Source organism: Streptomyces sp. NPDC047061, from assembly GCF_040643955.1.
GTDB lineage: Bacteria > Actinomycetota > Actinomycetes > Streptomycetales > Streptomycetaceae > Streptomyces.
The window spans coordinates 98486-122964 of record NZ_JBEYVI010000036.1 but is presented as its reverse complement, the minus strand read 5'-3'; the positions used below and the strand labels follow the sequence as shown (position 1 = coordinate 122964).

Here is a 24479-nt window from a genome sequence, read left to right as displayed (position 1 = left end):
AGGGAGGTGCAGATTGGCTAGACGGCCATGCCGTACACGATGGTGAACAGGGTGCCGAGTGAGCCGATGATGAAGACTCCGGTGAGTCCGGCGATGATGAGGCCCTTGCCCTGTTCGGCACTGAAGGTGTCGCGGAGGGCCGTGGCGCCGATGCGCTGTTTGGCGGCGCCCCAGACGGCGATGCCGAGGCAGAGCAGGATGGCGACGGCCATGACCACCTGGATCATCGTCTTCGCTTCGTTGCCCAGGCTGCCGAAGGGGCCCCAGTCCGGAGCGATTCCGCCGATGATGGTGTTGATGTCACCCTTGTCGGCTGCAAGGAACATGTAAGTCACCGCCCCTGGTGGGTAGTTCTGTCCGCCCCTGCCGGGTGCAGAGGTCACGCATCATTCTCGCCGACAACGTCGCCGGAGTATGTCGACTTGACGTCATTGATTGGCGGGTTTCGTACGAAGGGATCGTACGGTCACTCTGTGTATCACGGCAGGTCACGCCGGGCAATGAGGCCTGGGCGGAACCTGTCGTGTGGTTCCCTCGTTGACCCCTTTTACGGCCTGGCGGGGTTTTTGACGGCCAGTCGGGTGAAAGCCACCGTCTTGATGTTCTCATGACGAACGGGCCGCGGCTGGTTGCCGCGACCCGTGAGCCCGAGAGGGGGAGGAGCCGGAACTAGTTGGCGAAGGCGGTGATGCCCTCGGGGGTGCCCCAGCCGGTCGGGCCGTCGTAGCCGGTGGTGGCGGTGCAGAAGTACGAGGTGGAGCAGGTGCCGTTGTTGCCGCTCGTCACGTCGTTGAGCGACGAGGTGCCCGCGTAGTCGTACGGGTACTGCGCGGGGTAGGTGCCGCTGGCCGGGGTGCCGGCGAGGGCGTAGACGCCGGCGATGATCGGCGCGGACACGCTGGTGCCGCCGAAGGTGTACCAGCCGGCGGTGACGCCGTAGGAGTCGTAGACGGAGACGCCGGTGGCCGGGTCGGCGACCGCGGAGACGTCGGACTCCATGCGCTTGGTGCAGCCGGTGTCGGTCTGCCAGCTGGGCTTGGCGTCGTAGGAGGAGCAGCCGGAGCCGGTGCCCTCGGTGCTGGACGTCTTCCAGACGGTCTCGGTCCAGCCGCGGGTGGTGGAGGAGGTGGACAGCTTGGTGCCGCCGACCGCGGTGACGTACCGGGAGGTCGCCGGGTACTCGGCGCCGTAGGCACTGTCACCGGAGGAGACGGTGATGGCGACACCGGCGTGGTTGTAGTACGAGGTGTCGTACGTGGTCTGGGAGGAGGACTCGGAGCCGCCGTAGCTGTTGGAGACGAACTTGGCGCCGAGGGCGACCGCCTCGTTCTCCGCGGTGCCGAGGTTGGCGTAGCTGGCGCTGGTGGCCTCGACGAGCGTGATGTTGCACAGCGGGCAGATCGCGGAGGCCATGTCGAGGTCGAGGGAGATCTCCTCGGACCAGCCGGCGTCGGAGGAGGGCAGCGAGGTCGTCGAGCCGGTCTGGCTGACCTTCTTGAAGCAGCCGTTGGCCGTCGTGCAGGCCGACAGGCCGTAGTACGACCGGTAGGTGGCGAGGTCCGCCTCGGCGTTCGGGTCGTTGTACGCGTCGACGATCGCGATGGTCTCGCCCGAGCCGTTGGAGGCCGCGGCGGAGGTCAGGCCGTAGGCCGACCGGAGGTTGGTCGGGCTGTAGCCGGAGGGGGTCGACGCGTCGGCCGCCTTCGGGGTGATGCCGGTCTTCGCGGCCTGCATCTTCTGGAAGGCGGTGAGACCGCCGGTGACGCGGTAGGACTTGCAGGTGAGGTCACCCGTGTGCTTGGGGGTGGCACAAGGGGTCGAGACGTAGGTCACCTTGCTGGACGCGGTGGCGGCCGCGTCGGCCTGGACGGCGGTGCCGAGGCCGGTGAAGACCAGCGCGGCCGTGGCCACTGCGGCGGCGCCGATGCGGCGCCAGCCTCCGCGTGCGGACGGTCTGTTGGGGGGAGTGGAACGCATACGTGCAGCCTCCTGAGTTCCGGAACTGGGGTTGGAACAGGGGCGGTGCGGGTGCGATCTGGTGCTTTTGCCGTCGGTACGGGTTCCCCGGCGGCAGGGCGGCGGCCCGCGAAGAGAATCCTTTGTTGAGTACGTGACAACAAGAGGCTGCTGGAATCCTGACTTCCGCATTGCCGAACGGGGCCTTCGCGTGACCCTTCAATGGCCGTCCGTTGTCTTGCGGGTGACGGGCACTTGACCCAACTCACAGCAGACTCACGGGAGTTGCCAAGGGCATGAAACCGGAGTCGTCGGGGATGTGAAGCCGGAGTCGTCGGGGACGTGAAACCCGAGTCGTCGGGGACATGAAAGACGGGCCACGGCCGGCTGCCGTGGCCCGTCTCTCTTTCCCTGCCGCCGAGGGGACCCCACGTCCCCCTCACGGTGGCGGCTCCCCGTGACCCGACGGGGAGGTCAATCGGTGACGGGCTCAGCCGGTGAAGGCGTCGAGCCCCTCGGGGGTGCCCCAGCCGGTCGGGCCGTCGTAGCCCGACTTGGCGGTGCAGTAGTACGAGGTGGAGCAGGTGCCGTTGTTGCCGCTCGTCACGTCGTTGAGGGCGGAGGTGCCCGCCGCGGCGTACGGGTACTCGGCCGGGTAGTCGCTGCTGCCCGGGGTGCCGGCCAGGGCGTAGACCGAGGCGATGAGCGGCGAGGAGGCGCTGGTGCCGCCGTAGGTGTTCCAGCCGGTGCCGTCGGAGCCGTAGGAGTCGTAGACGGAGACGCCGGTGGCCGGGTCGGCGACGGCGGAGACGTCGGCGATCATGCGCTTCGAGCAGCTCGCGTCGGTCTGCCAGGTGGGCTTGGCGTCGTAGGCGGAGCAGCCGGAGCCGGTGCCCTCGGTGGAGCTGGTCTTCCAGACCGACTCGGTCCAGCCGCGGCTGTTGGAGGAGGTCTTCAGGGCGGTGCCGCCGACGGCGGTCACGTAGCGGGAGGCGGCCGGGTACTCGGCGCCGTAGCCCTCGTCACCGGCGCTCGCGGTGATGGCCACGCCCGCGTGCTTGTAGTACGAGGTGTCGTAGGTGGTGTCCGAGGACGACTCGGAGCCGCCGTAGCTGTTGGAGACGAACTTGGCGCCCAGCTTGACGGCCTCGTTCACCGCGGTGCCGAGGTTGGCGTCGGAGGCCGACTTCGCCTCGACCAGCAGGATGTTGCAGTTGGGGCAGGTCGCGCTGACCATGTCGAGGTCGAGGGACTCCTCGCCGGCCCAGCCGCTGTCGGCGGACGGGAGCGAGGTGGTGGAGCCGGTCTGGGAGACCTTGGTGAAGCAGCCGTTGTCGGTGGTGCAGTCCGACAGGCCGTAGTACGACCGGTAGGTCGCGAGGTCCGCCTCGGCGTTCGGGTCGTCGTAGGCGTCGACGATGGCGACGGTCTCGCCCGAGCCGTTGGAGGAGGCGGCGGAGGTCAGGCCGTAGGCCGACTGGATGTCCGAAGGGCCGTATCCGGTGGGGGAGTCGGAGGCGGCGTTCGGCTTGACGGTCTTCGGGGCGATGCCCTTGAGGGCGGCCTGCTTCTCCATGAAGGCGGTGGTGCCGCCGGTGACCCGGAGGGCGTCGCACGCGGCGAAACCCTTCTTCGGGGTGGCGCCGCAGCCGGCCTTCTCGTACTGGACGTGGGCCTTGGCGACCTGGACGGCGATGGCCTTGGTGCTGACCTTGTGGGTCGCGGTGGCCGTCGCGTCGGCAGCGCTGGCGTGGGCCGCGGTGCCGAAGCCGGCCACGAGGAGCGCGGCGGTGGCGGCGGCTGCCGAGCCGAGCTGGCGCCATCTACCGCGTATATGGGGGGAGTTGGGGGTGGTCGTACGCAACGTACAGCCTCCTGGGAGAGGTTGGGACAGAGGCCTGCGGGTGGGGGACCACCGGTGGTTGCCGGTGGGGGCGGCGGCCCGCGACGACCATCGCCTTGTTGGGTACGCGACAACAAGGGGGTTTCGGAATCCTGACTTCCGCGTTACTGAAGGACGGGAAGGGCTTACTGATCATTGGGGCCCGGATGGCCGGAAGTTGGGGTTCGGTTGACCTGAAGTGCGGCCGGGGCGGGGCTCAATGCGCGTTGATCGGGGCGTACCGAGCTGCCGGGAGACGCTGTTACTGGCCCCAACCTGGCCTGGATCAGCGGGGCTTGAGGCCGTGCAGCATGAGGTGGATGTGCTGGTCCAGGCCGGCCAGGACCGCCTCCGGCTGGAGGGTGCCGTTGGTGGCCAGTGAGGCCAGGCCGTGGATGCCGGCCGCGGCCGCGAGGGTGACGGCCTCCGGGTCGCCCTGGACGATCTCGCCGCGCCGCTGGGCGTCGGCGACCAGCAGGACGAAGCAGCCCAGGGAGTGTTCGGCGGCGGCGGCCAGTTCGGTGTCGATGTCCGGGTCGTGCTTGCGGGAGTACATCAGCTCCAGCAGCTCGGGGTTGCCGACGGCGAAGCTGACGTAGGTGCGGGCGAGCGCGGTGATGCGCCGTTCGAGGGCGGCGTCGGGGAGGTCCGCCGAGTCCAGGGCCTGGTTCAGGCGCTCGAACCCGTTGAGCGCGAGCGCGTCCAGCAGGGCCTGCTTGTCCTTGAAGTGCCGGCCGGGGGCGGCATGGCTCACCCCGGTGTCGCGGGCCAGTTCGCGCAGGGACAGTGCGGCGGTGCCCTTCTCCCGCAGGGTGCGCTCGGCTCCGGCGAGCAGGGCGGCGCGCAGGTCTCCGTGGTGGTAGGGGCGGCTTTGCGACATGGCGGCCATCGTATCCCGATGTAGTCGCTGTCAGCTTTGTGGGCGGCGCCGGCTTTGTTGTCGCCGCCACCTTTGTTGTCGTTGACATCATTGTTGTCGACGCCTACATTGGCGGGCATGGCTGAGAAGAATGGCAAATGGAACGCTTCCGACCTCCCCGGTCTCGCCGGCCGTACGGCCGTGGTCACCGGCGCCAACAGCGGCCTCGGCTTCACGGCCGCGGACGCGCTGGCCCGGGCGGGTGCGCATGTGGTGTTCGCGGTGCGGGACCCGGAGCGCGGGCGGGCGGCCGCGGCCCGGGTGGACGGCAGCACCGAGGTCCGCCGCCTGGACCTCGCGGACCTGTCCTCGGTACGGGAGTTCGCCGCGGGCTGGGACCGGCCGCTGGACCTCCTGGTCAACAACGCGGGCGTGATGATGCTCCCGGAGTCGCGCACCAAGGACGGCTTCGAGATGCAGTTCGGCACCAACCACCTGGGGCACTTCGCGCTGACGAACCTGCTGCTGCCGTATGTCACGGACCGCGTGGTGACGGTCTCCTCGGGTCTGCACCGGGGCGGCGACGGAGTGATCCACTTCGACAACGTGAACCTGGAGGGCACCTACAACCCGACCCGCGCCTACGCCCAGTCCAAGCTGGCGAACCTGCTGTTCGTGCTGGAACTCCAGCGCCGGCTGGCGGAGGCCGGCTCCCGCGTCCGCGCCCTCGCCGCCCACCCCGGCTACGCGGCCACCAACCTGCAGAGCCACACCGCCAACCCGCTGGCGCGCCTCGGCATGCGGCTCGGCAACCGCCTGGTCGCCCAGGACGACCGCGCGGGCACCCTGCCCACGCTGTACGCGGCGACCCAGGACCTGCCCGGCGCGAGCTATGTCGGCCCGGACGGCCTGGGCGAGATGCGGGGAGCGCCGGCCCTGGTCGGCCGCAGCGCGGCGGCGAGCGACCCGGCGGCGGCCCGCAGGCTGTGGACGCTGTCGGAGGAGATGACCGGCGTGACGTGGGAGCTCGGGGTGGGGGCCGTGTGACCGCCCAGTTACTGGACGCCCGGCGGACCCGTCGCGGCACCCGGATACGGTGATGCGCACACGACGGATACAACGGATACGACGGTTCTCCGGGAGGTGGCCGGATGAGCGGCGGCGCCGTGGACTTCACGCTCGACGGGCGTACGGCCCTGGTGACCGGCTCCGTGCGGGGGCTGGGCCTGGAGATGGCGCGGGGGCTGGCGGGCGCCGGTGCGCGGGTGGTCCTCAACGGCCGGGACGCGGCGACGCTGGCGGAGGTGACGGCGGGCCTGCGTGAGGACGACGGCCTGGACGTGACGGGCGCCGCCTTCGACGTCACCGACCGGGAGGCGGCCGAGGAGGCGGTGACCGCCCTCGGCGCGATCGACATCCTTGTCAACAACGTGGGCCACCGCGACCGCAGGGGCGTCGAGGAGATGGCCCCGGACGAGCTGTCCGCGCTGCTCGACGTCCACCTGACGTCGGCGTACGCGCTGAGCCAGACGGTCGCCCGGGGGCTGGCCGCGCGGGGCACGCCGGGCCGCATCATCAACGTCTCGTCCGTCGTCGGCCAGCTCGGCCGCATCGGCGACGTCGCCTACGCCACGGCGAAGGCGGGCCTCGACGGCCTGACCCGGGCGCTGGCGGCCGACCTGGGCCCCAGCGGCACCACGGTCAACTCGGTGGCCCCGGGCACCTTCGCCACGGAGGTCAACGCGGAACTCGCCGAGGACCCGGAATGGGGCAGATGGCTGCACACCCGGACGGCACTGGGGCGCTGGGGGCGCCCGCCGGAGATCGCGGGCATCGTCGTGTTCCTCGCGAGCGACGCCGCGTCCTTCATCACGGGGCAGACGATCGCGGTGGACGGCGGGATGACCACGACGTTCTGAGCGTCGGAGGGCGTCGGTGAGCGCCTGGGCGACGCACCACCCGGCTCGGCCGCCGGAGCGGTTCCCGGAAAAATCTCAGTGAAGTCGGGAACCGTTTCTCACCTTTGTGGGGGACAGTGGGCGCTGATGAAGCGCACCTCGGGTATCTCTGCCACCTCGCGCCGCGTCGCGCTCTGCGCCGTCGTCGTGCTGGCCGCCACCTCGGCCTCCGTCGCGGCCGCAGACGAGGCCGCAGACGAGGCGGCGGGGCCGTTCGGGGTGACCGCGGTGGTCGGGGCCACGGCGGAGAGCGCGAGAGTCGGGGCGCTGTTCGCCGCCGACAAGGCCGGGAGCCTGTCCGGCAACCACTTCTGCACCGCCTCCGTCGTCCACAGCCCGCAGCGGGACCTGATCGTCAGCGCCGCGCACTGCGTCGACGGGGACGACGACCCCTCGGGGCTGGTGTTCGTGCCGGGATACCGGGACGGGCAGGCGCCGTACGGGGTGTGGAAGGTCGGGAAGCGGTACCTGCCCGACGGGTGGGCCCACGGGCAGAGCGAGGACAGTGACGTCGCCTTCGCCGCCGTGGAGGAGCTGGACGGGAAACGGGTCGAGGACGTGACCGGGAGCAACCGGTTCGCCGCCGGGGTGGCCACCGGTGCCACCGCCGTCACCGTCACCGGGTACCCGAACTCCCGTGAGGTGCCCATCAGCTGCACCAACCGGCCCGCCGCCCACAGCGCCACCCAACAGCGCATCGACTGCCCCGAGTTCACGGGGGGTACGAGTGGGAGTCCGTGGGTGAACGGGGACCACGAGGTGGTCGGGGTGCTGGGCGGGCACGAGCAGGGGGGCGCCACCGCCGACACGTCCTACAGCGTCGTGCTCGGCACCGAGGCCGCCGAGTTGTACAAGGACGCCACCGGCGGCTGAGACGCCGGGGCCACGGTACGGCGGGCTGAAACGGCGTCATGTGCGCCGTCTTCCTGTGAAATAGCGCCACTCTCGGCCGAAATGGCGTAGAGCAGCCCTGACATGGGGGAGGGTTGGGGCGTGCGGAAAGTATGGGTGATCGGTGGGGCGGCGACGGCGCTCGGCGTGAGCTTCGTCATGCTGCTCGTCATCGGCGTGTACGTCGTCGCCGGGAACCTTCTCAACGGGGTCGGCGGCGCAGGCAAGACCCTGGCCAAGGGCGCCGTACCGGCCGCGTACCAGACGCTCGTGCAGAAGTGGGGCAACCTCTGCTCCGCCATCAACCCCGCCCTGCTCGCCGCACAGCTCTACCAGGAGAGCGGGTTCAACCCGAGGGCGCAGAGCGCGGCGGCCGCGCAGGGGATAGCTCAGTTCATCCCGGGCACCTGGGCCACCCACGGCATCGACGGCGACGGCGACGGCGACCGGGACGTCTGGGACCCGAACGACGCGATCCCGTCGGCCGCCTCCTACGACTGCCAGCTGGCCTCCTACGTGAAGGACGTGCCCGGCAACGTCTCCGACAACATGCTCGCCGCCTACAACGCGGGGGCGTACGCGGTCATCAGGTACAAGGGTGTGCCGCCGTACAAGGAGACCCAGAACTACGTCAAGACGATCACCACCCTCGAGGAGAGCTTCGCCGCGCCCGTCAGCCGGCTCTCCCCGACCAAGCAGGCCGCCGGGGCCATCAACTACGCCCAGAAGAAGCTCGGCACCCCCTATCTCTGGGGCGGCAACGGCACCGCGGCGGACGGCGGCCGCTTCGACTGCTCCGGGCTGACCAAGGCGGCGTACGCGAGCGTCGGGATCACGCTGCCGCGGGTCGCCAACGACCAGTACAACGCGGGCCCGCATCCCGCGCGCAACGAACTGCTTCCCGGGGATCTCGTCTTCTTCTCCACCGACCTCTCGAACTCCCGCGCCATCCACCACGTGGGGATCTACGTCGGCGGCGGCTACATGATCGACGCGCCCTACACCGGGGCCGTGATCCGGTTCGACCCCATCGACTCGGCCGACTACTTCGGGGCCACCCGGGTCACCGAGGATGGCGCGAAAGCGCTCCCTACGGCGGTGTGAACGGAGCGTATAACCCACCCCCTGAGCTGGGGGTTTCTGTCTCTCTTCGATAACGTCTGCGTGATCATTCGGTGGAACCTGGAACGTAGTGGTGTGGGCCGTGCGTTCCTGTTGACGTAGCCGACCACGGGGGTGGCAGCGAGCGACGCACACCAGGTGCGTCCCGGAACGACGACGAAGGGGCCGCAGCGCGATGGCTGTAATCGCCGAATCCGGGTCGAACCCCGACGTCGACCTGCTCTACGACATCAACGGCCTGGCCAAGGACGCGCCGCACTGGTTCGACCGGGCCATGGAGTTCGTCGGGGAGTACGGGCTGCTGGTCGCGATGGTGCTGCTGGTGGTCTGGTGCTGGTGGTCCGTGCGGCGCCGGGGGGCCGAGGACGCCGCGTCCACGATGGCCGCGCTGGTGTGGGCGCCGCTCGCCGCCGCGCTCGCCGTCCTCGTGAACGTTCCCATCCGCGGCTTCGTCGAGCGGCCCCGGCCGTTCCTCACCCACCAGGGGCTCGACGTCCTGGTCTCCGGCAAGACCGACTACTCCTTCGTGAGCGACCACGCGACGATCACCATGGCGCTGGGGGTCGGGCTGTTCATCGCCCACCGGAGGTTCGGGGTGGCGGGGATAGGGCTGGCGCTGGCGGAGGGGTTCTGCCGGGTGTACATGGGGGTGCACTACCCGACGGACGTCGTCGGGGGGTTCGCCCTGGGTACGGCCGTCGTCCTGCTCCTGTCCCCGCTGGCCACGGCTCTGCTGACGCCGGTGATGAAGGCGGTGGAGGGGTCGGCGCGGGTGGGGTGGATCGTGCGGAGGCGGTCGGCGGCGGTGGGGCTGGTGCCGGGGGGCCGGGCGTCGGTCGAAGCCGAGGAGCGTGACCTGGCGGCGTAGGCGGGGCTGGGGCCGGGGGTGGGGACGCTTACCGGCGCTGGCAGGGTGCCTCCCCCAGCCTTCGGCCGGGGGGACCCCCAGCGCCCACCCGTGCCGCCCTGCGGCACGCCTGCCCGCAGCTCGGTAAACCCCGTAAGGGGCGCGGGGAACTGCGCGAGCAACCCCCACGCGCCCGCGGATACGCGATCCGCCGAGCCACCCCTCCCTCCCTACAACCCCTGCGCGTAAGAGAAGAACCTCTCCGGGTCGTACTGCTTCTTCACCTTGGTCAGCTTTGTCACGGCGTCGCCGTAGTACGCCTTCTTCCAGTCCGTCAGCGTCGGGTCCGTGTAGTTCTGGTAGGCCGCGCCGGAGGCGTACGGCTTCATCGCGGTGTGCGCCGCGTTCAGCCAGGACTGGCCCGTGCTGCCGGAGGACCCGGCGCCGAAGGACACGATGTACTGCGCCAGCATCCGCGACCGCCGGTGCACGAACGCCGTCGCCGTCGGCGAGACCCGGTTCACCGCCCCGCCCAGCGCCGTGAACGCGATGCTGCCCGCGCCGCCCCGGACGGCGGCGATCTGGTTCAGGGCCGTCTGGACGCCGGCCGCGGAGAGCGAGCGGTCGAAGAAGTCGGAGCGGGCCGTGTACGTCTCGCGGCCGAGCCTGCCCTGCGGGGAGCGGCCGGGGGTGGAGCCGGGCAGGTGGCACTGGGGCTCGGTGGAGAAGGAGGAGCAGCCGGCGTAGATCTCCATCGCCTCCTCGTAGCCGTGGCGGCGCAGCGAGACGGAGGAGGCGTTGGCGCCGGCCGCGTGGGCGAGGGTGTCGACCGCGTTCTGGAGCTCGCCGTACGTGCCCATCGAGAAGCAGGCGACCGAGACGCGCGGGCCGCTGCCCGAGTTCTCCAGGTGCAGGGACGACCAGATCTCGTCCGGCTGGGACGGGCCCCACTCCTGCCAGGCCTTGAAGACCTGCGCGGCCTTCGCCCACGGCCAGGTCAGGTACGCCGTCACGCCCTGCGGGGTCGGGTGGGTGCGGAACTGCAGCTCCGTGACGACGCCGAAGTTGCCGTTGCCGGCGCCGCGCAGCGCCCAGAAGAGGTCCTTGTTCGTCGTCGCGTTGGCGGTCACCTGCGTGCCGTCCGCCGTGATCAGCGTCGCCTGGGTGAGGCTGTCGCAGGTCAGGCCGTATGCGCGGGACGCGACCCCGTGGCCGCCGCCGAGGACCAGGCCGGAGACGCCGACGGTGGGGCAGGAACCCGCGGGGATGGTCACGCCCTTGGCCGCCAGGCCCCGGTAGACGTCGATCAGCTTGGAGCCGGCGCCGACGACCGCGGTACCGCCGCTGACGCGGATGCGGTTCAGTTTGGAGACGTCCAGTACGAGGCGGCCGTTTCCGGAGGAGTAGCCGGCGTAGGAGTGGCCGCCGTTGCGGATCGAGACCTTCAGCGCGTGCGCCCGGGCGTACGACAGCGTCGTGCGGATGTCGTCGGCGTGGGCCACGTAGGCGACCGCGGCGGGCTTCAGGCCGTCGAAGCGGGTGTTGTAGAGCTGGTGGGCCGTCGTCCAGGAGGCCTCGCCGGGGCGGACCAGGGTGCCGTCCAAGGCGTGCGCGAGGGCCGTCCAGTTGGCCGCGGCGGCTGCGCTGGTGGTCTTCAGCGCCGTACGAGAGGATGTGGTCGCGAGTGGCGTACCGGTCGTGTGGGACGCGGTAGTGCCGCCGGAGCTGCACCCCGTCAGTGCGGTCGCCGCGAGGGCGGCCGCCCCGCCAGATATGAAGGTACGCCGTTCCATGCCCGTGCCTTTCGCGTCGGCTTTCGTGGGACGAGACGGCGTCCGTCCCACACGGGTTCCCGTGCGCGCTGTAACGAACGCTGTGACGTCGTAACGACTGCGATGGCGAACGGCGAAGAAATGTTCGTGTAACCCGCCCGTTGGAACCGGCATGTGCCCTCACCGTAAGCGTTCCGTGACCTAACCGGGTCGACGGCAGGGGTTCACCCTCCGTTCACCTATGGCCATCGGCCGCTTCACCTGTTCTGCCTAATTTCGGCCGTACCGGGTGCGGTGAGCGGTCGTTAATGCGCAGTGCAGGAGGCCCTCGCCCACCACTTACTTCGCACGCCGCCGAAGGTGGCGACTCTGGAAGGAACTCCCGAAAGTGAAGCTTCAGCGCAAGAACCGGCTGCGCGCCCTGTCTCTCGGTGCTGTCGCCGTCTCCGGCGCCCTGGCCCTCACGGCGTGCGGCTCGGACGACAACGGTGGCAGCAGCGGTTCGAGCACGTCTTCGGCCTCCGCCAACGCCAGCTCCATCAAGTGTGATGACGCCAAGGGCCAGCTGCTTGCCGACGGCTCCTCCGCGCAGAAGAACGCGATCGACGCCTGGGTGAAGAACTTCTCGCAGGCCTGTGGCGTGCAGATCAACTACAAGGGCTCCGGCTCCGGCGCCGGTGTGACCGCCTTCACGCAGGGCCAGGTCGCCTTCGCCGGTTCCGACTCCGCGCTCAAGCCGGAAGAGGTCACCGCCTCCAAGAAGGTCTGCTCCGGCGGCCAGGGCATCGACCTCCCGATGGTCGGCGGCCCGATCGCCCTCGGCTACAACGTCCCGGGTGTCGACAGCCTGGTCCTGGACGCGCCGACGATCGCCAAGATCTTCGACAGCAAGATCACCAAGTGGAACGACGCGGCGATCAAGAAGCTGAACCCCGACGCGAAGCTCCCCGACCTCAAGATCCAGGCGTTCCACCGCTCGGACGAGTCGGGCACGACGGACAACTTCACCAAGTACCTGATCGCCGCCACCCCGTCCAACTGGAAGTACTCCGGTGGTAAGGCCTGGCAGGCCAAGGGCGGCCAGTCCGCTCCGCAGTCCGCGGGTGTCGCCCAGCAGGTCAAGCAGACCTCCGGCGCCATCGGCTACTTCGAGCTCTCCTACGTCTCGGACGGCATCAAGGCCGTCTCGATCGACACGGGTGCCAGCGCGCCGGTCGCTCCGTCCACCGAGTCCGCCACCGCCGACATCGCGGCCGCCAAGGTCGTCGGCACCGGCAAGGACCTGTCGCTGCAGCTCGACTACAACACCAAGGCCGAGGGCGCGTACCCGATGACCCTGGTGACCTACGAGATCGTCTGCGACAAGGGCAACAAGGCCGACACCCTCACGGCGACCAAGGCGTTCCTGCGCTACATCGCCTCCGAGGACGGCCAGAAGATCCTCTCCACGATCGACTACGCCCCCGTCCCCGACGACATCATCGCGAAGGTCCGCACCACCATCGAGGGCCTGAGCTAAAGATCCGAGAGTGCGGCCGAGTTCCTCAGGGAACCCGGCCGCACCGTCCGGTGCACCGCCGCCCGGAGCCGTACGCCCTTACGTGCGGGGCATACGGCTCCTCCGAGCCGCCCCCAGGCGGCTCCGCAGACCGGAGAACCCGATGGACATAACGACGCAGACAACAGACGCATCTCCCCCTACGCCCCCACGGCCCTCCGCGGCCGGGCAGAAGCGCGACGCCCGCGGTGCCACCCGGGCCGGTGACCGGATCTTCCTCGGTCTCTCCCGCGGCTCCGGCATCCTGCTCCTGGTGATCATGGCCGCGATCGCGGTCTTCCTCGCCTACCGGGCCGCCCTCGCGATCAACCGCGACCACGGCAACTTCCTCACCACCTTCGAGTGGAACACCAACCTCATCCCGCCGACCTTCGGCATCGCGGTCCTCGCCTTCGGCACGATCGTCTCCTCGATCATCGCCATGGCCCTCGCGGTTCCGATCGCCGTCGCGATCGCGCTGTTCATCACGCACTACGCGCCGCGCCGCCTGGCCGGCCCCGTCGCGTTCGTGATCGACCTGCTCGCCGCCGTGCCGTCCATCGTGTACGGCCTGTGGGGCGCGCTGATCCTCGTACCGCACATGACCGGCCTGTTCAGCTGGCTGAACGACTACTTCGGCTGGACCGGGATCTTCTCCTGGGACGGCGGTGCCCCGCGCACGATCCTGACCGTGTCGATCCTGCTCGCGATCATGATCCTGCCGATCATCACCAACGTGAGCCGCGAGGTCTTCCGTCAGGTCCCGCAGATGCACGAAGAGGCCGCCCTGGCCCTCGGCGCCACCCGCTGGGAGGTCGTCCGCATGTCGGTGCTGCCCTTCGGGCGCTCCGGCGTGATCTCCGCCTCGATGCTCGGCCTCGGCCGCGCGCTCGGCGAGACGATGGCCGTCGCCACCGTGCTCTCCCCGGACTTCGACATCCACGCCAGCCTGCTCAACCCGGGCGGCGGCACCTTCGCCCAGAACATCGCCAGCAAGTTCGGCGAGGCGACCGAGGACGGCCGTGACGCGCTCATCGCCTCCGGTCTGGTCCTCTTCGTCATCACCCTGGTGGTCAACGGCGCGGCCCGCATCATCATCCAGCGCCGCGCAGAGTACTCGGGGGCCAACGCATGAGCACCGCAGCAGTCAGCACCCTGCGCGGTGCCACCCTCCCCAAGTGGTCCTCCTACGCCATCGTCGCCGGGGCCGTCGTCCTCGGCGTGGTCATCGGCCTGGTCGGCGGACTGGACAGCAAGGTCCAGTGGGGCCTGATCGCCGGTGTCCTCTACGTCCTCGGCACCTATGTCATCGCCGCCCGCGTCGAGGGTCGCCGGCAGGCCAAGGACCGGGTCGCGACCTCCCTGGTCTGGGTCGCCTTCGTCATCGCCGTGGTCCCGCTGGTCTCCCTGATCTGGGTGACCGTCTCGCGCGGTGTGAAGGTCCTGGACCCCTACTTCCTCAGCCACTCCATGGGCGTGGTCGCCAACGCCGACGCCGGCGGTGGTGCCTACGCGGCCATCATCGGCTCCCTGGAGCAGGTCGGTCTCGCCACTCTCATCGGTGCGCCGATCGGCATCCTCACCGCGGTCTACCTCGTCGAGTACGGACGCGGTCGCCTCGCGAAGGCCGTCACCTTCTTCGTGGACGTGATGACCGGTATCCCGTCGATCGTCGCGGGTCTGTTCATCCTCAGCATCATGCTGATCTTCGACATGCAGCCCTTCGGCTTCGCCGGATCGCTGGCCCTGGCCATCCTGATGATGCCGGTGGTCGTGCGCTCCACCGAGGAGATGCTCAAGCTCGTCCCGAACGAGCTGCGCGAGGCGTCCCTGGCGCTCGGCGTGCCCAAGTGGCGCACCATCCTGAAGGTGGTCCTGCCGACCTCCATCGGCGGTATCACGACCGGTGTCATGCTGGCCATCGCCCGTATCGCGGGCGAGACCGCGCCGGTGCTGCTGCTGGTGTTCGGCAACCCGTTCATCAACAACAACCCCTTCGAGGGTGCGCAGTCGTCGCTGCCGCTGTTCATCTACCAGCAGTACGCGGACAGCGCCGGCGCCAACGCGGCCTACGACCGTGCCTGGGCGGCCTCGCTCACGCTGATCGCCTTCGTGATGATCCTGAACCTGGTGGCCCGCGGCATCGCCCGCTGGAAGGCCCCCAAGACCGGTCGCTGACCGGCCGACAGCGACCGACTCCCTGGAAGTGAAGAAGTAATGTCCAAGCGAATCGACGTAAGCGGGCTCTCCGCTTTCTACGGCTCCCACAAGGCCATCGAAGACATCTCGATGAACATCGAGCCGCGCACCGTCACGGCGTTCATCGGCCCCTCCGGCTGCGGCAAGTCGACGTTCCTGCGCACGCTCAACCGCATGCACGAGGTCACCCCCGGCGGCCGCGTCGAGGGCAAGGTCCTCCTCGACGACGAGAACCTGTACGGCGCCAACATCGACCCGGTGGCGGTGCGCCGCGAGGTCGGCATGGTGTTCCAGCGCCCCAACCCCTTCCCCACGATGTCGATCTTCGACAACGTGGCCGCGGGTCTGAAGCTGAACGGCAACTTCAAGAAGAGCGAGCTCGGCGACGTCGTCGAGAAGTCGCTCAAGGGCGCGAACCTCTGGAACGAGGTCAAGGACCGCCTGAACAAGCCGGGCTCCGGCCTCTCCGGTGGTCAGCAGCAGCGTCTGTGCATCGCCCGCGCGATCGCGGTCGAGCCCAAGGTGCTGCTCATGGACGAGCCCTGCTCGGCCCTGGACCCGATCTCGACCCTCGCCATCGAGGACCTGATCGGTGAGCTGAAGGAGCGCTTCACGATCGTCATCGTGACGCACAACATGCAGCAGGCGGCGCGGGTCTCCGACCGTACGGCGTTCTTCAACCTGGCCGCCGTCGGGCAGCCCGGCAAGCTGATCGAGATCGACGACACGGAGCGCATCTTCTCCAACCCGTCGGTCCAGGCCACGGAGGACTACATCTCCGGCCGCTTCGGCTGAGCCGTACCTGACCCCTCGCGGTGCTGCATGGCGGTGCCACCGCGAGGACGCAAAAGGGCCCGCCCCTGGCTCCCGGGGGCGGGCCCGTCTGCGTTGCAGCGCCCTGGCTTTTGAGGCGCAGTACCCTGTTTTTTGGGGGCGCGGGGAACTGCGCGACAAGCCACGGCGCACCCGCAGTCGACACTGAACGGAGTGGCGGTCCAAGAGTGCCGCGATCCGTCGTCGGTCGGCTGCGCCATCGTCGTGGCTGGCCGCGCAGTTCCCCGCGCCCCTTACGGGGCGGTTCGACCTCGCTTCTCTACGAACCGAGTCGGGTGGGTGGGTGGGCCGAGGGGCTACAGGAACGCCAGGTCCACCACGCCGAAGGCCGCGGCGGCGACCAGTGCTGCCGCCGGCATCGTGATGAACCAGCCCAGGACGATGTTCTTGGCCACGCCCCAGCGGACCGCGTTCACGCGCTTCGTCGCGCCGACGCCCATGATGGCCGAGGTGATGACGTGGGTGGTGGAGATGGGCGCCTTGAAGAGGAACGCCGTGGTGAACATGATCGACGCCCCCGTCGCCTCGGCGGCGAAGCCCTGCGGCGGGTCCAGCTCGATGATCTTCCGGCCCAGCGTGCGCATGATGCGCCAGCCGCCGGCGTAGGTGCCGAGGGAGAGCATGACGGCACAGACGATCTTGACCCAGACCGGGATCCCGTCGCCGTACGTCGCGTGGCCGGAAATCACCAGCGCCATGACGACGACGCCCATCGTCTTCTGGGCGTCCTGGAGGCCGTGTCCGAGGGCCATGCCGGCCGCGGAGACGGTCTGGGCGATACGGAAGCCGCGCTTCGCCTTGTGCGGGTTGGCGCGGCGGAAGATCCACATGATGGCCGTCATGACCAGGTAGCCGAGGACCAGGCCGACCATCGGCGACAGGAACATCGGGATGATGACCTTGTCGACGACGCCGTTCCAGAGGACCTCCGTGCCGCCGGCCAGGGCCGCGCCCACCAGGCCGCCGAACAGCGCGTGGGAGGAGGAGGACGGCAGACCGAAGTACCAGGTGACGAGGTTCCAGACGATCGCGCCGACCAGCGCCGCGAAGAGGATGCCCATGCCCTTGGAGCCCTCGGGCGTCGCGATCAGGCCCTCGCTGACGGTCTTGGCGACCCCGGTGCCGAAGAACGCGCCGGCCAGGTTCATCACCGCGGCCATGGCGAGCGCCGCCCGCGGGGTCAGCGCCCGGGTCGAGACCGACGTGGCGATCGCGTTCGCCGAGTCGTGGAAACCGTTCGTGTACGTGAAGAAGAGCGCGACCAGGATGGTCACGACGAGCGCGAAGGTGTCCATCGACGGCTCAGGACTCCTTGACGGCGATGGTCTCCACCGTGTTCGCCACGTGCTCGAACGCGTCCGCCGCCTCTTCCAGGACGTCCACGATCTGCTTGAGCTTCAGCACCTCGATCGCGTCGTACTTGCCGTTGAAGAGGTGGGCGAGAAGCCTGCGGTGGATCTGGTCCGCCTGGTTCTCCAGGCGGTTCACCTCGATCCAGTACTCGGTCAGGTTCTCCAGCGTGCGCAGGTGCGGCATCGCCTCGGCCGTCAGGTCGGCGGCCCGCGCCAGCACCTCGATCTGCTGCTCGACGCCCTTGGGCAGTTCCTCGATGTTGTAGAGGACGACCAGGTCGACGGCCTCCTCCATGAAGTCCATGATGTCGTCGAGGGAGGACGCGAGGGTGTAGATGTCCTCGCGGTCGAAAGGCGTGATGAACGAGGAGTTCAGCTGGTGGAAGATCGCGTGCGTGGCGTCGTCACCTGCGTGTTCCGCTGCCCGCATACGCTCTGCGATCTCGGCCCGGGCAGACGCGTCCGCCCCGAGCAGTTCCATCAGGAGTTTCGAGCCCGTGACGATGTTGTCCGCGGAGGCGGCGAACATGTCGTAGAAGCTCGTCTCCCTGGGGGTCAGACGAAAGCGCACTTGGGGTCCTCGGTATGCATGGGTTTCGGTCAGGCTGATGCTAAGCGCATCATCCGGCCACGGCTAATGGGCCGCCCTCCAGTTTCGCCCATCGGGCTTGGTGATCAGCACGGGGGCGTCCCGAGGGCCCTATACCCAGCAAAGTTCGTTACCATATACCCACCAGGGGTATATGTCTCGACAGTGCGGAGGACGCGATGACGACCACCGAGGCCGGCGCCACCAAGCCCTCCGGAAGCGGAGCGCCGGCGACCACGCACGGCTACCACAAGCAGAAGGACGAACACCTCAAACGGCTGCGCCGGATCGAGGGCCAGATCCGGGGTCTGCAGCGGATGGTCGACGAGGACACCTACTGCATCGACATACTCACCCAGGTCTCCGCCTCCACCAAGGCGCTCCAGTCGTTCGCCCTTCAACTCCTCGAGGAGCACCTGCGGCACTGCGTCGCCGATGCGGCCGTCAAGGGCGGGTCGGAGATCGACGCGAAGGTCGAGGAGGCCACTCAGGCCATCGCCCGCCTGCTGCGCACCTGAGGGGGAGAAGGGGAGCGGGGGAGCCGGCCGGTGCTGGCCGGAATCAGCAGGCCTCGCGCTCCTCGGCCACGCGCAGCACCTCGTCGATGCTCTCCAGGCTGAGCCGGTCCTCGGCGGCCGACGCCGCGATGATCAGTTCTCCGCACAGCTCGATCTCGGCGAGGGCCACGTGGTCCTGAACTGCCGTACCGCCGACCGGAGCCACGTGCATCACCTCTTCTCTGCCGTCACCGACTCTCTAGAGTAGGCAGCGGTCTACACAACGCGCATGGCACGGACGGGCTAGTTCACAGGTTGTACAGAGCCGTTCCCTGACTAGTGCGTCGGCTGGTTCTCGGCGATCCGGCCCGCGTAGATGTCCTCGGAACGTGGCAGCTTCACGTCTACCGGCGTGCCGAAACCGTACAGCAGGGTCGTCGAGGCGACCGCGACGGTGCCCTTGCCGCCGTCGTTGACGAAGCTGAACCGCTGCCGCAGTTTCCGGATCCGGCCCTGGTCGTCCAGGTACACGTCGAACGGGACCTCGGCGGTGGCGAACCCTTTCGCCGCGGCCGCCAGGGAGGGCCTGTTGCCGGCCGACGCCGAGCGGGCGGCGGCCGCGAGGTCGGCGGTGCCCCGGTAGTGCCGGACCTCGGTCCCGGCGAGCTCGGTCTCGCCCAGGTACGTCGCCGTCCGGGTGCCGCGCAGCAGCTCGGCCGCCGCGAACGGGTCGGTCGCGCCGCCGGTGACCAGGTTGCCGTCGGAGAGCGTCGCGGTCTCCACGCGGACCCACTTGTCGGCGGGCACCCCCGCGCCCCGGTTCTTCATGAACAGCGCGCCCGGGGCGAGGAGTTCGGTGATCGGGCGGTGCTCGGAGGTGCCGGCGGGGTCCTGCGGGAGGACGACCGTGAGCCTGCCGAACTGCTTGTCGTAGTCGTAGACGCCCTTGCCGCGGATGGTGACCCGGGTGCCGCCGGTGGCCATCTCCATCGAGGTCGTCGCCCGGGAGGTGCGGGTGGTGCGCAGGGTGTCCGCCGTGCGCTTCAGGAGGGAGACCGGGTTGTCGCCGGGAGTGCCGCCGACGCCCTCGGCCGTGGCGCCGCCGCAGGCGGTGGCGCAGGCGCCGAGGCCGACCACGAGCCCTACGGTGACGGCCGTCTTTCCAGCGCGCCAGTGCTGCCGCCGATCCATCGCCTGCCTACCCCCAGCCGGTACGTCCGTCACGGGCCCCCTGTCGTTCCGCTTAACGAGGGGTGGGAGGGGCCGTCACGCATACCAGTGCTTTACCGAGCATGGGTAACGTTGTCGGTGTGGCGCAGGAGGACGGTTCCGGGCGGGCCCTGCAGCGGGCGGAACACGATGCGGGCACGGTTGAACAGGGGCGGTTCTGTTTCGCCAGGTGCACGTGTGGGTGGCGGGGGCCGGCCCGGCGGGCGAGAAGCCTGGCACGCACGGATGCGGAGGGGCATGTGACCGGGGGGTAAGTCCGGGCGTTCGGTGGCTGAGGGCCGGTGGGGGCTTGTCGCGGCCACGCGGCGGAGCCGCATATCGACTACAACTCCGCGCCCCTCACGGCCGTCTCAGCCGACGCCCCATCAAAGCCGCACCTCTGTAAGGCTGTGCGCCCCCCTGGCGTGGGCGCTCCCTCTGATGGGTGTTGTGCAGCGAGTCCAGCAGTTCGTCCACCAACTCGGCGTCCCGTGGCTGAGTAAGGAGCCATCGAGCTCTGCCGGGCGGAGCCCAAGGATCCTGCCCACGTCATGGTTCGGGGCGGAGTGCGCCGCCCGTCCGCCTAGTAACGCACCTATTTGGGGCGGTCGTTGGCATGGTGGCGGACGGTGGAGGGCTCGCAGGGCGGGCCGTGCAATCTGTCTCCTCCCTCCACCTCGCGCAAGGCGCCGGCGGCCGCGACCTCGCCGCGCTTGAGCTGCCCTTCGGGTGGGAGCATTCTTCATAGCATCGGTAATCACAGTGCACTACGATGCATCGCGTGATCGACACCAGGAACCCGGCACGTCCGTCTAAGACGTTCTCCCGCTCCTATGTGGCGCCTGAGCTGCAAGCCCACTTGGAGAAGGGAGGCACGGTCGAGGAGTGGCTAGGCGGGAGAACGCCTATCGCTTCGATGGCGCGCATCTCCGCAGACCGGTTGGAAGGCGACGCGATCGGGGTTGGCCGCCAGCACAAGAACAATGCGCGGAACGCAGCCCTGCACAACTGCGCCGTCGTCGTGTGTTACGAGGACAACAACCTCACAGCAGCGAAGCGTGAGGTCATCCGGCCTGCCTTCCTCCAGATGCTCAAGGACATCACTCATGGCTACGAGGAAGAGACAGACATCCCGCTCAAGGGCTGTGTTGCGGTGGAGCGAGAGCGAGTCTGGCGGCTGCCCCGCGACTTCATCGCCCTGCAAGACGCACTGTTCATGAACGGCACGGGGACCTTCATCGAAGACAGGACGCCCCTGAACCTCGTCGATGACGACGGAACGATCATCGCTGGCCTGGTGACTTCCGGAGCTGGTGAGGCTGAGGTGTCCAAGATCCGTAAGAGAACCACGCGCAGTGCCAAGGACCGCGCCGAGGAAGGAGCCGTTCCCGGCGGTCCCCGCCGCTTCGGTTGGCTTGGTGCAGAGAAGCGCGCAGGCCGCCTGAGCAACGAGATGAAGAATCCCGCTGAGTGGCCCTATCTGATCCAGATGGTCAAGAAGCGGGCTGACGGCCGCTCTTGGCGCCACATCACGGGTTGGATCAACCAGCAGAAGGACAGCGACGGAAACCCCATCCTCACCGCACGGGGCGGTAAGTGGTCCGAGCAAGGTGTGAAGGGTTCTGTCACCAATCCGGCATGGTGGGGCGGCCGGATCCTGGATGGGGGAATCATCAGGAATCTTGATTCGGACGAACCCACACTGGGGAAGTGGGAGCATGCCCACCCCGAGGTTGACCAGGTGGGCTATGAGACCTGGAAACAGATCATGGCCGGGGTGAACGCGAATCGTCTGCACCGTGGTATGAAAAATCCTGATACCGGCGAAGCGGCAAGAGGTGAAAACACTCGCGTCGGAAAGTATCTCTTCTCAGGAATTTTGCGGTGCGGCCGGATCAACGAACTAGGGGAGGTGTGTTACTCCAAACTCAATGGCAACAAGGCTACCGGGAAGAACGCCAAATACGGCGACTACTACCGGTGCGGCGACGCTAGCTGCAAAGGTGTGGGGCGCCGGGTGGCGATGGTCGACAAGTTCCTTGAAGATCTGGTCTTGTCCTATCTGGACGAGAACTTTTCGGGAATCAAACCTCAAACCGCCCGGTGGAGGGGGGAAGGGAAGCTCGGCGGGTTGATCTCTCAGCGCATGAAAATCAAGGACTCTGTCGCAAACGGAGAGGTCGACTGGGGCGATGTGCGCGACGTGCTGACGCGCCTCAACAGGAATATCCTTGCGCTCCAGGACGAGCAACAGGAGCACCTCCGAACGGAGTCTAAGAGGAATCTTCTACGTGGCTGGAGTCGAACGAAGTGGAAGGAGATGGAGTTGGATGAGAAAAAGGAGGTTATTTTCCAGGTTCTCATCTCGGTTGTAGTTCTTCCGGTGCCGAAGGAGCGGAGCGACAAGGCCCCGTTCGATCCCGATCTATTGCAGGCCTCTTGGCGCAAGGACAAGACGGTCAAGGCTCAGGAGTAAGGCCAAGAATCGCCGTCTAAGCCCGACGTTGCATAGGGCCCGGTGGGGAACCTCTCGGTGGGGTTTTGTGTAGCCAGTCCCGCTCGGTCAGCCGGTTCTACAGCACTGATCGAGAGCAATCAACACACATCCTGGGTTATGGCCGGCTCGTCGGCGGAACGGGCGACCTACCTCAAGACCTTCGGAGTACTCCTTGGGCGGAGTTGTCTCGGCCATGCCTTTCTTCTGGTGCGGCACCAGCAGCACCGCCCGGCTCGCGACCTGTCCAGCAGCCGGTCCGGACGTCTCGTCCACCTCCGCCTGCGGGTTCAGCCGGATGAGTACCCGCTGCGCGCAGGCGAGTTCCTCCCGATCAGCCCGGACCGCCTTCAGCTCCTTGGCCGGCTGTTCTGGCTGCCCTTGATGACTGGGGTGGCTGATCCCCCTGCCCCGCCACTTCGTCCGGACTGCTGACCAGGCTCTGCGGACCATCGCTTGGCTCGGGCGCGCGCTCCAGTTGTGCAGCTGCCCAGTCGGGCCGATGAGTGGCTGCCGTCGTGGAGCGCGGGTCCTCGCCGACCGGTCCCGGGTTGACACCTGTCGGAGATAGTGCCGCCCTCCACTACTCGGTGATACCGTATAGTAGTACTCGGCACTACATAGTACTGACAGGGTTGAGGAGCACCGGCGATGGACGACCTGACGGAGATGTTGAAGGGCACGCTCGAAGGGTGTGTGCTCGAAATCATCGGCAGCGAGGAAACCTACGGGTACGCCATCACCCGCCAGCTCAACGAGCTCGGCTTCGCCGACGTCATCGAGGGGACGGTGTACACCATCCTGCTGCGGCTGGAGAGGAACGGGCTCGTCCAGGTGACGAAACGACCATCCGGGGTCGGTCCGCCGCGCAAGTTCTACGCGCTCAACGACGCCGGACGCGAGGAACTCGCGAAGTTCTGGGCGAAATGGCAGTACATCTCATCACGCATCGACAGGCTCAAGGAGGGTGGGGGATGAACTTCTGGGAGAAGGTCACAGGCAGCGATCTCACCAGGGAATGGAAGGCGTTCGAAGGCCGGGCCGAGGCCCTGCCGGACGACTACCGGGCGGCGTGGGGACAGATCGTGGCCCACCTCTTCCCCTATGGGGACTTCACCGGCCGCAACCTGATGCCGATCCTCGACGCCGCCCTGGGGCTGCTCGAAGTAGCAGCGGCGGACGGGCAAAGCGTCCACGAGGTGCTCGGTGAGGACATCCAAGGCTTCTGCGCCGCGCTCGCCGGTGGAGCAGGGGCTCGAACCTATCGCGACCGGTGGCGCGAGCAGTTGAACAGGAACGTCGCAAGGAAACTGAGCCGGCTGGGAGGCTGACGTGACCATCCAAGACATCATCGAGGGCAAGAAACAGTGGCGGGCGCACGTGGCCAGGGTCAAGACTCTCCCGCCGGACTACCAGATCGTCTACAGGGAGATGCAGAAGTACCTGTTCAAGGTCGGACCGATCAGCCTGTCCGACGGGCCCCTGCTTTCCGGGATCGTCGACTTCTTCGAGGAGGGCGTCGCCGCAGGCAAGGGTGTCCTGGAACTCATCGGCACCGACGTGGCCGCGTTCTGCGACGACCTGGTCAAGGACTCCCCCACCTACGCGGATGCCTACCAGGCATCCATCAGCGCGGAACCCGACTCGGACGAGAAGTGACGCCCGCCGCCCCACCGGCCCCAGGCGGGTAACGGAGCAGGTTCGTGCGTTCTCCACGGCAGATCGGATGGGCTCGCTGTCCGCGGCGCGGGGCCGCGGAACGGTTGCCGCCGTGACGTTGAGGCGGGTGTCCAGGTCGACGTTCACGTCACCGTAGTGCCGGACGTGGGACCAGAACGGCGGGGTCAGGCCGCGCCGATCGGCGGGGCGAGGAGGTCCGCCCACTCCGGTTCGCTGAGGAGTCCTGGAGCATCAGGGTGTTCACTAGCCTGGGGTGGACTTGCCAGTTACTCGCCACGGACGGCTCGGATCATCTCGCTGACACCCGTTTCTGAAGGGGGTCCTGTGGCATCCATCAAGGACATCGTCTTCGACAGCCCTCATCCGGCGTCGGCCGCCCGATTCTGGGCTCAGGCCCTGGACGACTACGAAATCGCGCCGTATGACCAGGAGGAGCTGACCCGGCTGCGCTCCTTGGGGATCAACGATCCGGAGGACGACCCCACTGTCCTGCTCGTTGGCATGGACGGCAGGCTGCCCCGCATCTTCTTTCAGCTGGTGCCGGAGGACAAGTGGGGCAAGAACCGGGTCCATCTCGACCTGAGCGCCACCGATGCAGCCGCGGAGGTCAAGCGGCTATGCGCACTCGGGGCGAGGGTCCACGCCGACCGCGAGACTGGATCACGATACAGGACCCCGATGGCAACGAGTTCAGCGTTGTGCGCTCGTGAGCCGGGGCCAGCCTTCGGCCTCATCGAAGGCTCGCCGCCCTCGCGACATGATCGACTTCAGCTGATCCACAGGAGTTGACCGTTACTCGTT

25 protein-coding genes are annotated in these 24479 nt (G+C 68.3%); 16 read left to right on the top strand and 9 right to left on the bottom strand.

The window, feature by feature from the left end:
* Positions 1 to 17: 17 nt before the first annotated feature.
* The 4 genes from ABZ887_RS38240 to ABZ887_RS38225 all read right to left on the bottom strand — a co-directional run bounded on the left by ABZ887_RS38240 (position 18) and on the right by ABZ887_RS38225 (position 4727).
* A complete protein-coding gene (locus tag ABZ887_RS38240) occupies positions 18 to 326 on the bottom strand; it encodes a hypothetical protein (RefSeq protein WP_089101683.1) in 309 nt (102 codons plus the stop codon).
* Between the two features lie 343 nt (positions 327 to 669).
* The gene (locus ABZ887_RS38235; RefSeq protein WP_361300345.1) at positions 670 to 1977 is read right to left on the bottom strand and encodes a S53 family peptidase; all 1308 of its coding nucleotides are present in this window, start codon (positions 1975 to 1977) and stop codon (positions 670 to 672) included.
* 469 nt (positions 1978 to 2446) lie between these two features.
* A complete protein-coding gene (locus ABZ887_RS38230) occupies positions 2447 to 3820 on the bottom strand; it encodes a S53 family peptidase (protein WP_361300342.1) in 1374 nt (457 codons plus the stop codon).
* A gap of 304 nt (positions 3821 to 4124) precedes the next feature.
* Positions 4125 to 4727: a TetR/AcrR family transcriptional regulator gene (locus ABZ887_RS38225; protein ID WP_361300339.1), complete on the bottom strand. Its 603-nt coding sequence runs from the start codon at positions 4725 to 4727 to the stop codon at positions 4125 to 4127.
* Positions 4728 to 4835: 108 nt separating this feature from the next.
* Between ABZ887_RS38225 and ABZ887_RS38220 the strand changes: the two genes are divergently transcribed.
* From ABZ887_RS38220 to ABZ887_RS38200, 5 genes are all read left to right on the top strand, one after another.
* Positions 4836 to 5744: an oxidoreductase gene (locus ABZ887_RS38220; protein WP_361300336.1), complete on the top strand. Its 909-nt coding sequence runs from the start codon at positions 4836 to 4838 to the stop codon at positions 5742 to 5744.
* 104 nt (positions 5745 to 5848) lie between these two features.
* Positions 5849 to 6616: an SDR family oxidoreductase gene (locus tag ABZ887_RS38215; protein WP_361300333.1), complete on the top strand. Its 768-nt coding sequence runs from the start codon at positions 5849 to 5851 to the stop codon at positions 6614 to 6616.
* A gap of 126 nt (positions 6617 to 6742) precedes the next feature.
* Positions 6743 to 7528, top strand: a complete 786-nt coding sequence (locus tag ABZ887_RS38210; protein ID WP_361300330.1) for a trypsin-like peptidase domain-containing protein — start codon at positions 6743 to 6745, stop codon at positions 7526 to 7528.
* Between the two features lie 102 nt (positions 7529 to 7630).
* Positions 7631 to 8650, top strand: coding sequence for a bifunctional lytic transglycosylase/C40 family peptidase (locus ABZ887_RS38205; RefSeq protein ID WP_361300327.1), 1020 nt, complete (start codon positions 7631 to 7633; stop codon positions 8648 to 8650).
* 193 nt (positions 8651 to 8843) lie between these two features.
* A complete protein-coding gene (locus tag ABZ887_RS38200) occupies positions 8844 to 9536 on the top strand; it encodes a phosphatase PAP2 family protein (RefSeq protein ID WP_361300324.1) in 693 nt (230 codons plus the stop codon).
* Positions 9537 to 9745: 209 nt separating this feature from the next.
* Here ABZ887_RS38200 and ABZ887_RS38195 read toward each other — a convergent pair whose 3' ends face one another.
* Positions 9746 to 11308, bottom strand: a complete 1563-nt coding sequence (locus ABZ887_RS38195) for an FAD-binding oxidoreductase (protein ID WP_361300321.1) — start codon at positions 11306 to 11308, stop codon at positions 9746 to 9748.
* Between the two features lie 367 nt (positions 11309 to 11675).
* On the opposite strand from ABZ887_RS38195, the gene pstS reads away from it, so the two are divergent.
* From pstS to pstB, 4 genes are all read left to right on the top strand, one after another.
* Positions 11676 to 12806, top strand: a complete 1131-nt coding sequence (gene pstS / locus ABZ887_RS38190; RefSeq protein WP_361300318.1) for a phosphate ABC transporter substrate-binding protein PstS — start codon at positions 11676 to 11678, stop codon at positions 12804 to 12806.
* Positions 12807 to 12948: 142 nt separating this feature from the next.
* Positions 12949 to 13959: a phosphate ABC transporter permease subunit PstC gene (gene pstC, locus ABZ887_RS38185; protein WP_361300315.1), complete on the top strand. Its 1011-nt coding sequence runs from the start codon at positions 12949 to 12951 to the stop codon at positions 13957 to 13959.
* Complete coding sequence (pstA, locus tag ABZ887_RS38180; protein WP_361300312.1) at positions 13956 to 15002, top strand: phosphate ABC transporter permease PstA; 1047 nt, start codon at positions 13956 to 13958, stop codon at positions 15000 to 15002. Before pstC ends, pstA begins: the two co-directional genes overlap by 4 nt.
* Positions 15003 to 15041: 39 nt before the next feature.
* A complete protein-coding gene (gene pstB / locus ABZ887_RS38175) occupies positions 15042 to 15818 on the top strand; it encodes a phosphate ABC transporter ATP-binding protein PstB (protein ID WP_361300309.1) in 777 nt (258 codons plus the stop codon).
* A 335-nt stretch (positions 15819 to 16153) separates the two neighbouring features.
* On the opposite strand, the gene ABZ887_RS38170 is transcribed toward pstB, so the two are convergent.
* Positions 16154 to 17152, bottom strand: a complete 999-nt coding sequence (locus tag ABZ887_RS38170) for an inorganic phosphate transporter (protein WP_361300306.1) — start codon at positions 17150 to 17152, stop codon at positions 16154 to 16156.
* Between the two features lie 7 nt (positions 17153 to 17159).
* A complete protein-coding gene (locus ABZ887_RS38165) occupies positions 17160 to 17780 on the bottom strand; it encodes a DUF47 family protein (protein WP_361300303.1) in 621 nt (206 codons plus the stop codon).
* 197 nt (positions 17781 to 17977) lie between these two features.
* Here ABZ887_RS38165 and ABZ887_RS38160 point away from each other — a divergent pair, with 197 nt between their 5' ends.
* Entirely contained in the window at positions 17978 to 18316 is a 339-nt protein-coding gene (locus tag ABZ887_RS38160) for a metal-sensitive transcriptional regulator (RefSeq protein ID WP_217546246.1), read from the top strand.
* 43 nt (positions 18317 to 18359) lie between these two features.
* Here ABZ887_RS38160 and ABZ887_RS38155 read toward each other — a convergent pair whose 3' ends face one another.
* Together ABZ887_RS38155 and ABZ887_RS38150 are read right to left on the bottom strand one after the other, a co-directional pair.
* Positions 18360 to 18527, bottom strand: coding sequence for a hypothetical protein (locus ABZ887_RS38155; protein ID WP_361300299.1), 168 nt, complete (start codon positions 18525 to 18527; stop codon positions 18360 to 18362).
* A gap of 104 nt (positions 18528 to 18631) precedes the next feature.
* Positions 18632 to 19486: a hypothetical protein gene (locus ABZ887_RS38150; protein ID WP_361300296.1), complete on the bottom strand. Its 855-nt coding sequence runs from the start codon at positions 19484 to 19486 to the stop codon at positions 18632 to 18634.
* Between the two features lie 101 nt (positions 19487 to 19587).
* On the opposite strand from ABZ887_RS38150, the gene ABZ887_RS38145 reads away from it, so the two are divergent.
* The 6 genes from ABZ887_RS38145 to ABZ887_RS38120 all read left to right on the top strand — a co-directional run bounded on the left by ABZ887_RS38145 (position 19588) and on the right by ABZ887_RS38120 (position 24467).
* A complete protein-coding gene (locus ABZ887_RS38145) occupies positions 19588 to 19779 on the top strand; it encodes a hypothetical protein (RefSeq protein WP_361300293.1) in 192 nt (63 codons plus the stop codon).
* 506 nt (positions 19780 to 20285) lie between these two features.
* Positions 20286 to 21980, top strand: coding sequence for a hypothetical protein (locus ABZ887_RS38140; RefSeq protein WP_361300290.1), 1695 nt, complete (start codon positions 20286 to 20288; stop codon positions 21978 to 21980).
* Positions 21981 to 22649: 669 nt separating this feature from the next.
* Positions 22650 to 22976 (top strand): PadR family transcriptional regulator, encoded by a 327-nt coding sequence (locus tag ABZ887_RS38135; RefSeq protein ID WP_361300287.1) that lies wholly within the window; start codon positions 22650 to 22652, stop codon positions 22974 to 22976.
* On the top strand, positions 22973 to 23329 hold the full coding sequence (locus ABZ887_RS38130) for a DUF1048 domain-containing protein (protein WP_361300284.1): 357 nt from the start codon (positions 22973 to 22975) through the stop codon (positions 23327 to 23329). The genes ABZ887_RS38135 and ABZ887_RS38130 overlap by 4 nt, the downstream gene beginning before the upstream one ends.
* Before the next feature lies 1 nt (position 23330).
* Positions 23331 to 23657: a DUF1048 domain-containing protein gene (locus tag ABZ887_RS38125; protein ID WP_361300281.1), complete on the top strand. Its 327-nt coding sequence runs from the start codon at positions 23331 to 23333 to the stop codon at positions 23655 to 23657.
* Positions 23658 to 24002: 345 nt separating this feature from the next.
* Positions 24003 to 24467 carry a VOC family protein gene (locus ABZ887_RS38120; RefSeq protein ID WP_361300278.1) on the top strand — a complete coding sequence of 155 codons (465 nt, stop codon included), beginning with the start codon at positions 24003 to 24005 and terminating at the stop codon, positions 24465 to 24467.
* Positions 24468 to 24479: the final 12 nt, after the last annotated feature.

Bases quoted from the DNA above. Each gene is read 5' to 3' on its own strand.
- ABZ887_RS38240 (WP_089101683.1), bottom strand. From the start codon at position 326: ATGTTCCTTGCAGCCGACAAGGGTGACATCAACACCATCATCGGCGGA.
- ABZ887_RS38235 (WP_361300345.1), bottom strand. From the start codon at position 1,977: ATGCGTTCCACTCCCCCCAACAGACCGTCCGCACGCGGAGGCTGGCGC.
- ABZ887_RS38225 (WP_361300339.1), bottom strand. From the start codon at position 4,727: ATGGCCGCCATGTCGCAAAGCCGCCCCTACCACCACGGAGACCTGCGC.
- ABZ887_RS38220 (WP_361300336.1), top strand. From the start codon at position 4,836: ATGGCTGAGAAGAATGGCAAATGGAACGCTTCCGACCTCCCCGGTCTC.
- ABZ887_RS38215 (WP_361300333.1), top strand. From the start codon at position 5,849: ATGAGCGGCGGCGCCGTGGACTTCACGCTCGACGGGCGTACGGCCCTG.
- ABZ887_RS38210 (WP_361300330.1), top strand. From the start codon at position 6,743: ATGAAGCGCACCTCGGGTATCTCTGCCACCTCGCGCCGCGTCGCGCTC.
- ABZ887_RS38205 (WP_361300327.1), top strand. From the start codon at position 7,631: ATGGGGGAGGGTTGGGGCGTGCGGAAAGTATGGGTGATCGGTGGGGCG.
- ABZ887_RS38200 (WP_361300324.1), top strand. From the start codon at position 8,844: ATGGCTGTAATCGCCGAATCCGGGTCGAACCCCGACGTCGACCTGCTC.
- ABZ887_RS38195 (WP_361300321.1), bottom strand. From the start codon at position 11,308: ATGGAACGGCGTACCTTCATATCTGGCGGGGCGGCCGCCCTCGCGGCG.
- pstC (WP_361300315.1), top strand. From the start codon at position 12,949: ATGGACATAACGACGCAGACAACAGACGCATCTCCCCCTACGCCCCCA.
- pstA (WP_361300312.1), top strand. From the start codon at position 13,956: ATGAGCACCGCAGCAGTCAGCACCCTGCGCGGTGCCACCCTCCCCAAG.
- pstB (WP_361300309.1), top strand. From the start codon at position 15,042: ATGTCCAAGCGAATCGACGTAAGCGGGCTCTCCGCTTTCTACGGCTCC.
- ABZ887_RS38170 (WP_361300306.1), bottom strand. From the start codon at position 17,152: ATGGACACCTTCGCGCTCGTCGTGACCATCCTGGTCGCGCTCTTCTTC.
- ABZ887_RS38160 (WP_217546246.1), top strand. From the start codon at position 17,978: ATGACGACCACCGAGGCCGGCGCCACCAAGCCCTCCGGAAGCGGAGCG.
- ABZ887_RS38155 (WP_361300299.1), bottom strand. From the start codon at position 18,527: ATGCACGTGGCTCCGGTCGGCGGTACGGCAGTTCAGGACCACGTGGCC.
- ABZ887_RS38150 (WP_361300296.1), bottom strand. From the start codon at position 19,486: ATGGATCGGCGGCAGCACTGGCGCGCTGGAAAGACGGCCGTCACCGTA.
- ABZ887_RS38145 (WP_361300293.1), top strand. From the start codon at position 19,588: ATGGGTAACGTTGTCGGTGTGGCGCAGGAGGACGGTTCCGGGCGGGCC.
- ABZ887_RS38135 (WP_361300287.1), top strand. From the start codon at position 22,650: ATGGACGACCTGACGGAGATGTTGAAGGGCACGCTCGAAGGGTGTGTG.
- ABZ887_RS38130 (WP_361300284.1), top strand. From the start codon at position 22,973: ATGAACTTCTGGGAGAAGGTCACAGGCAGCGATCTCACCAGGGAATGG.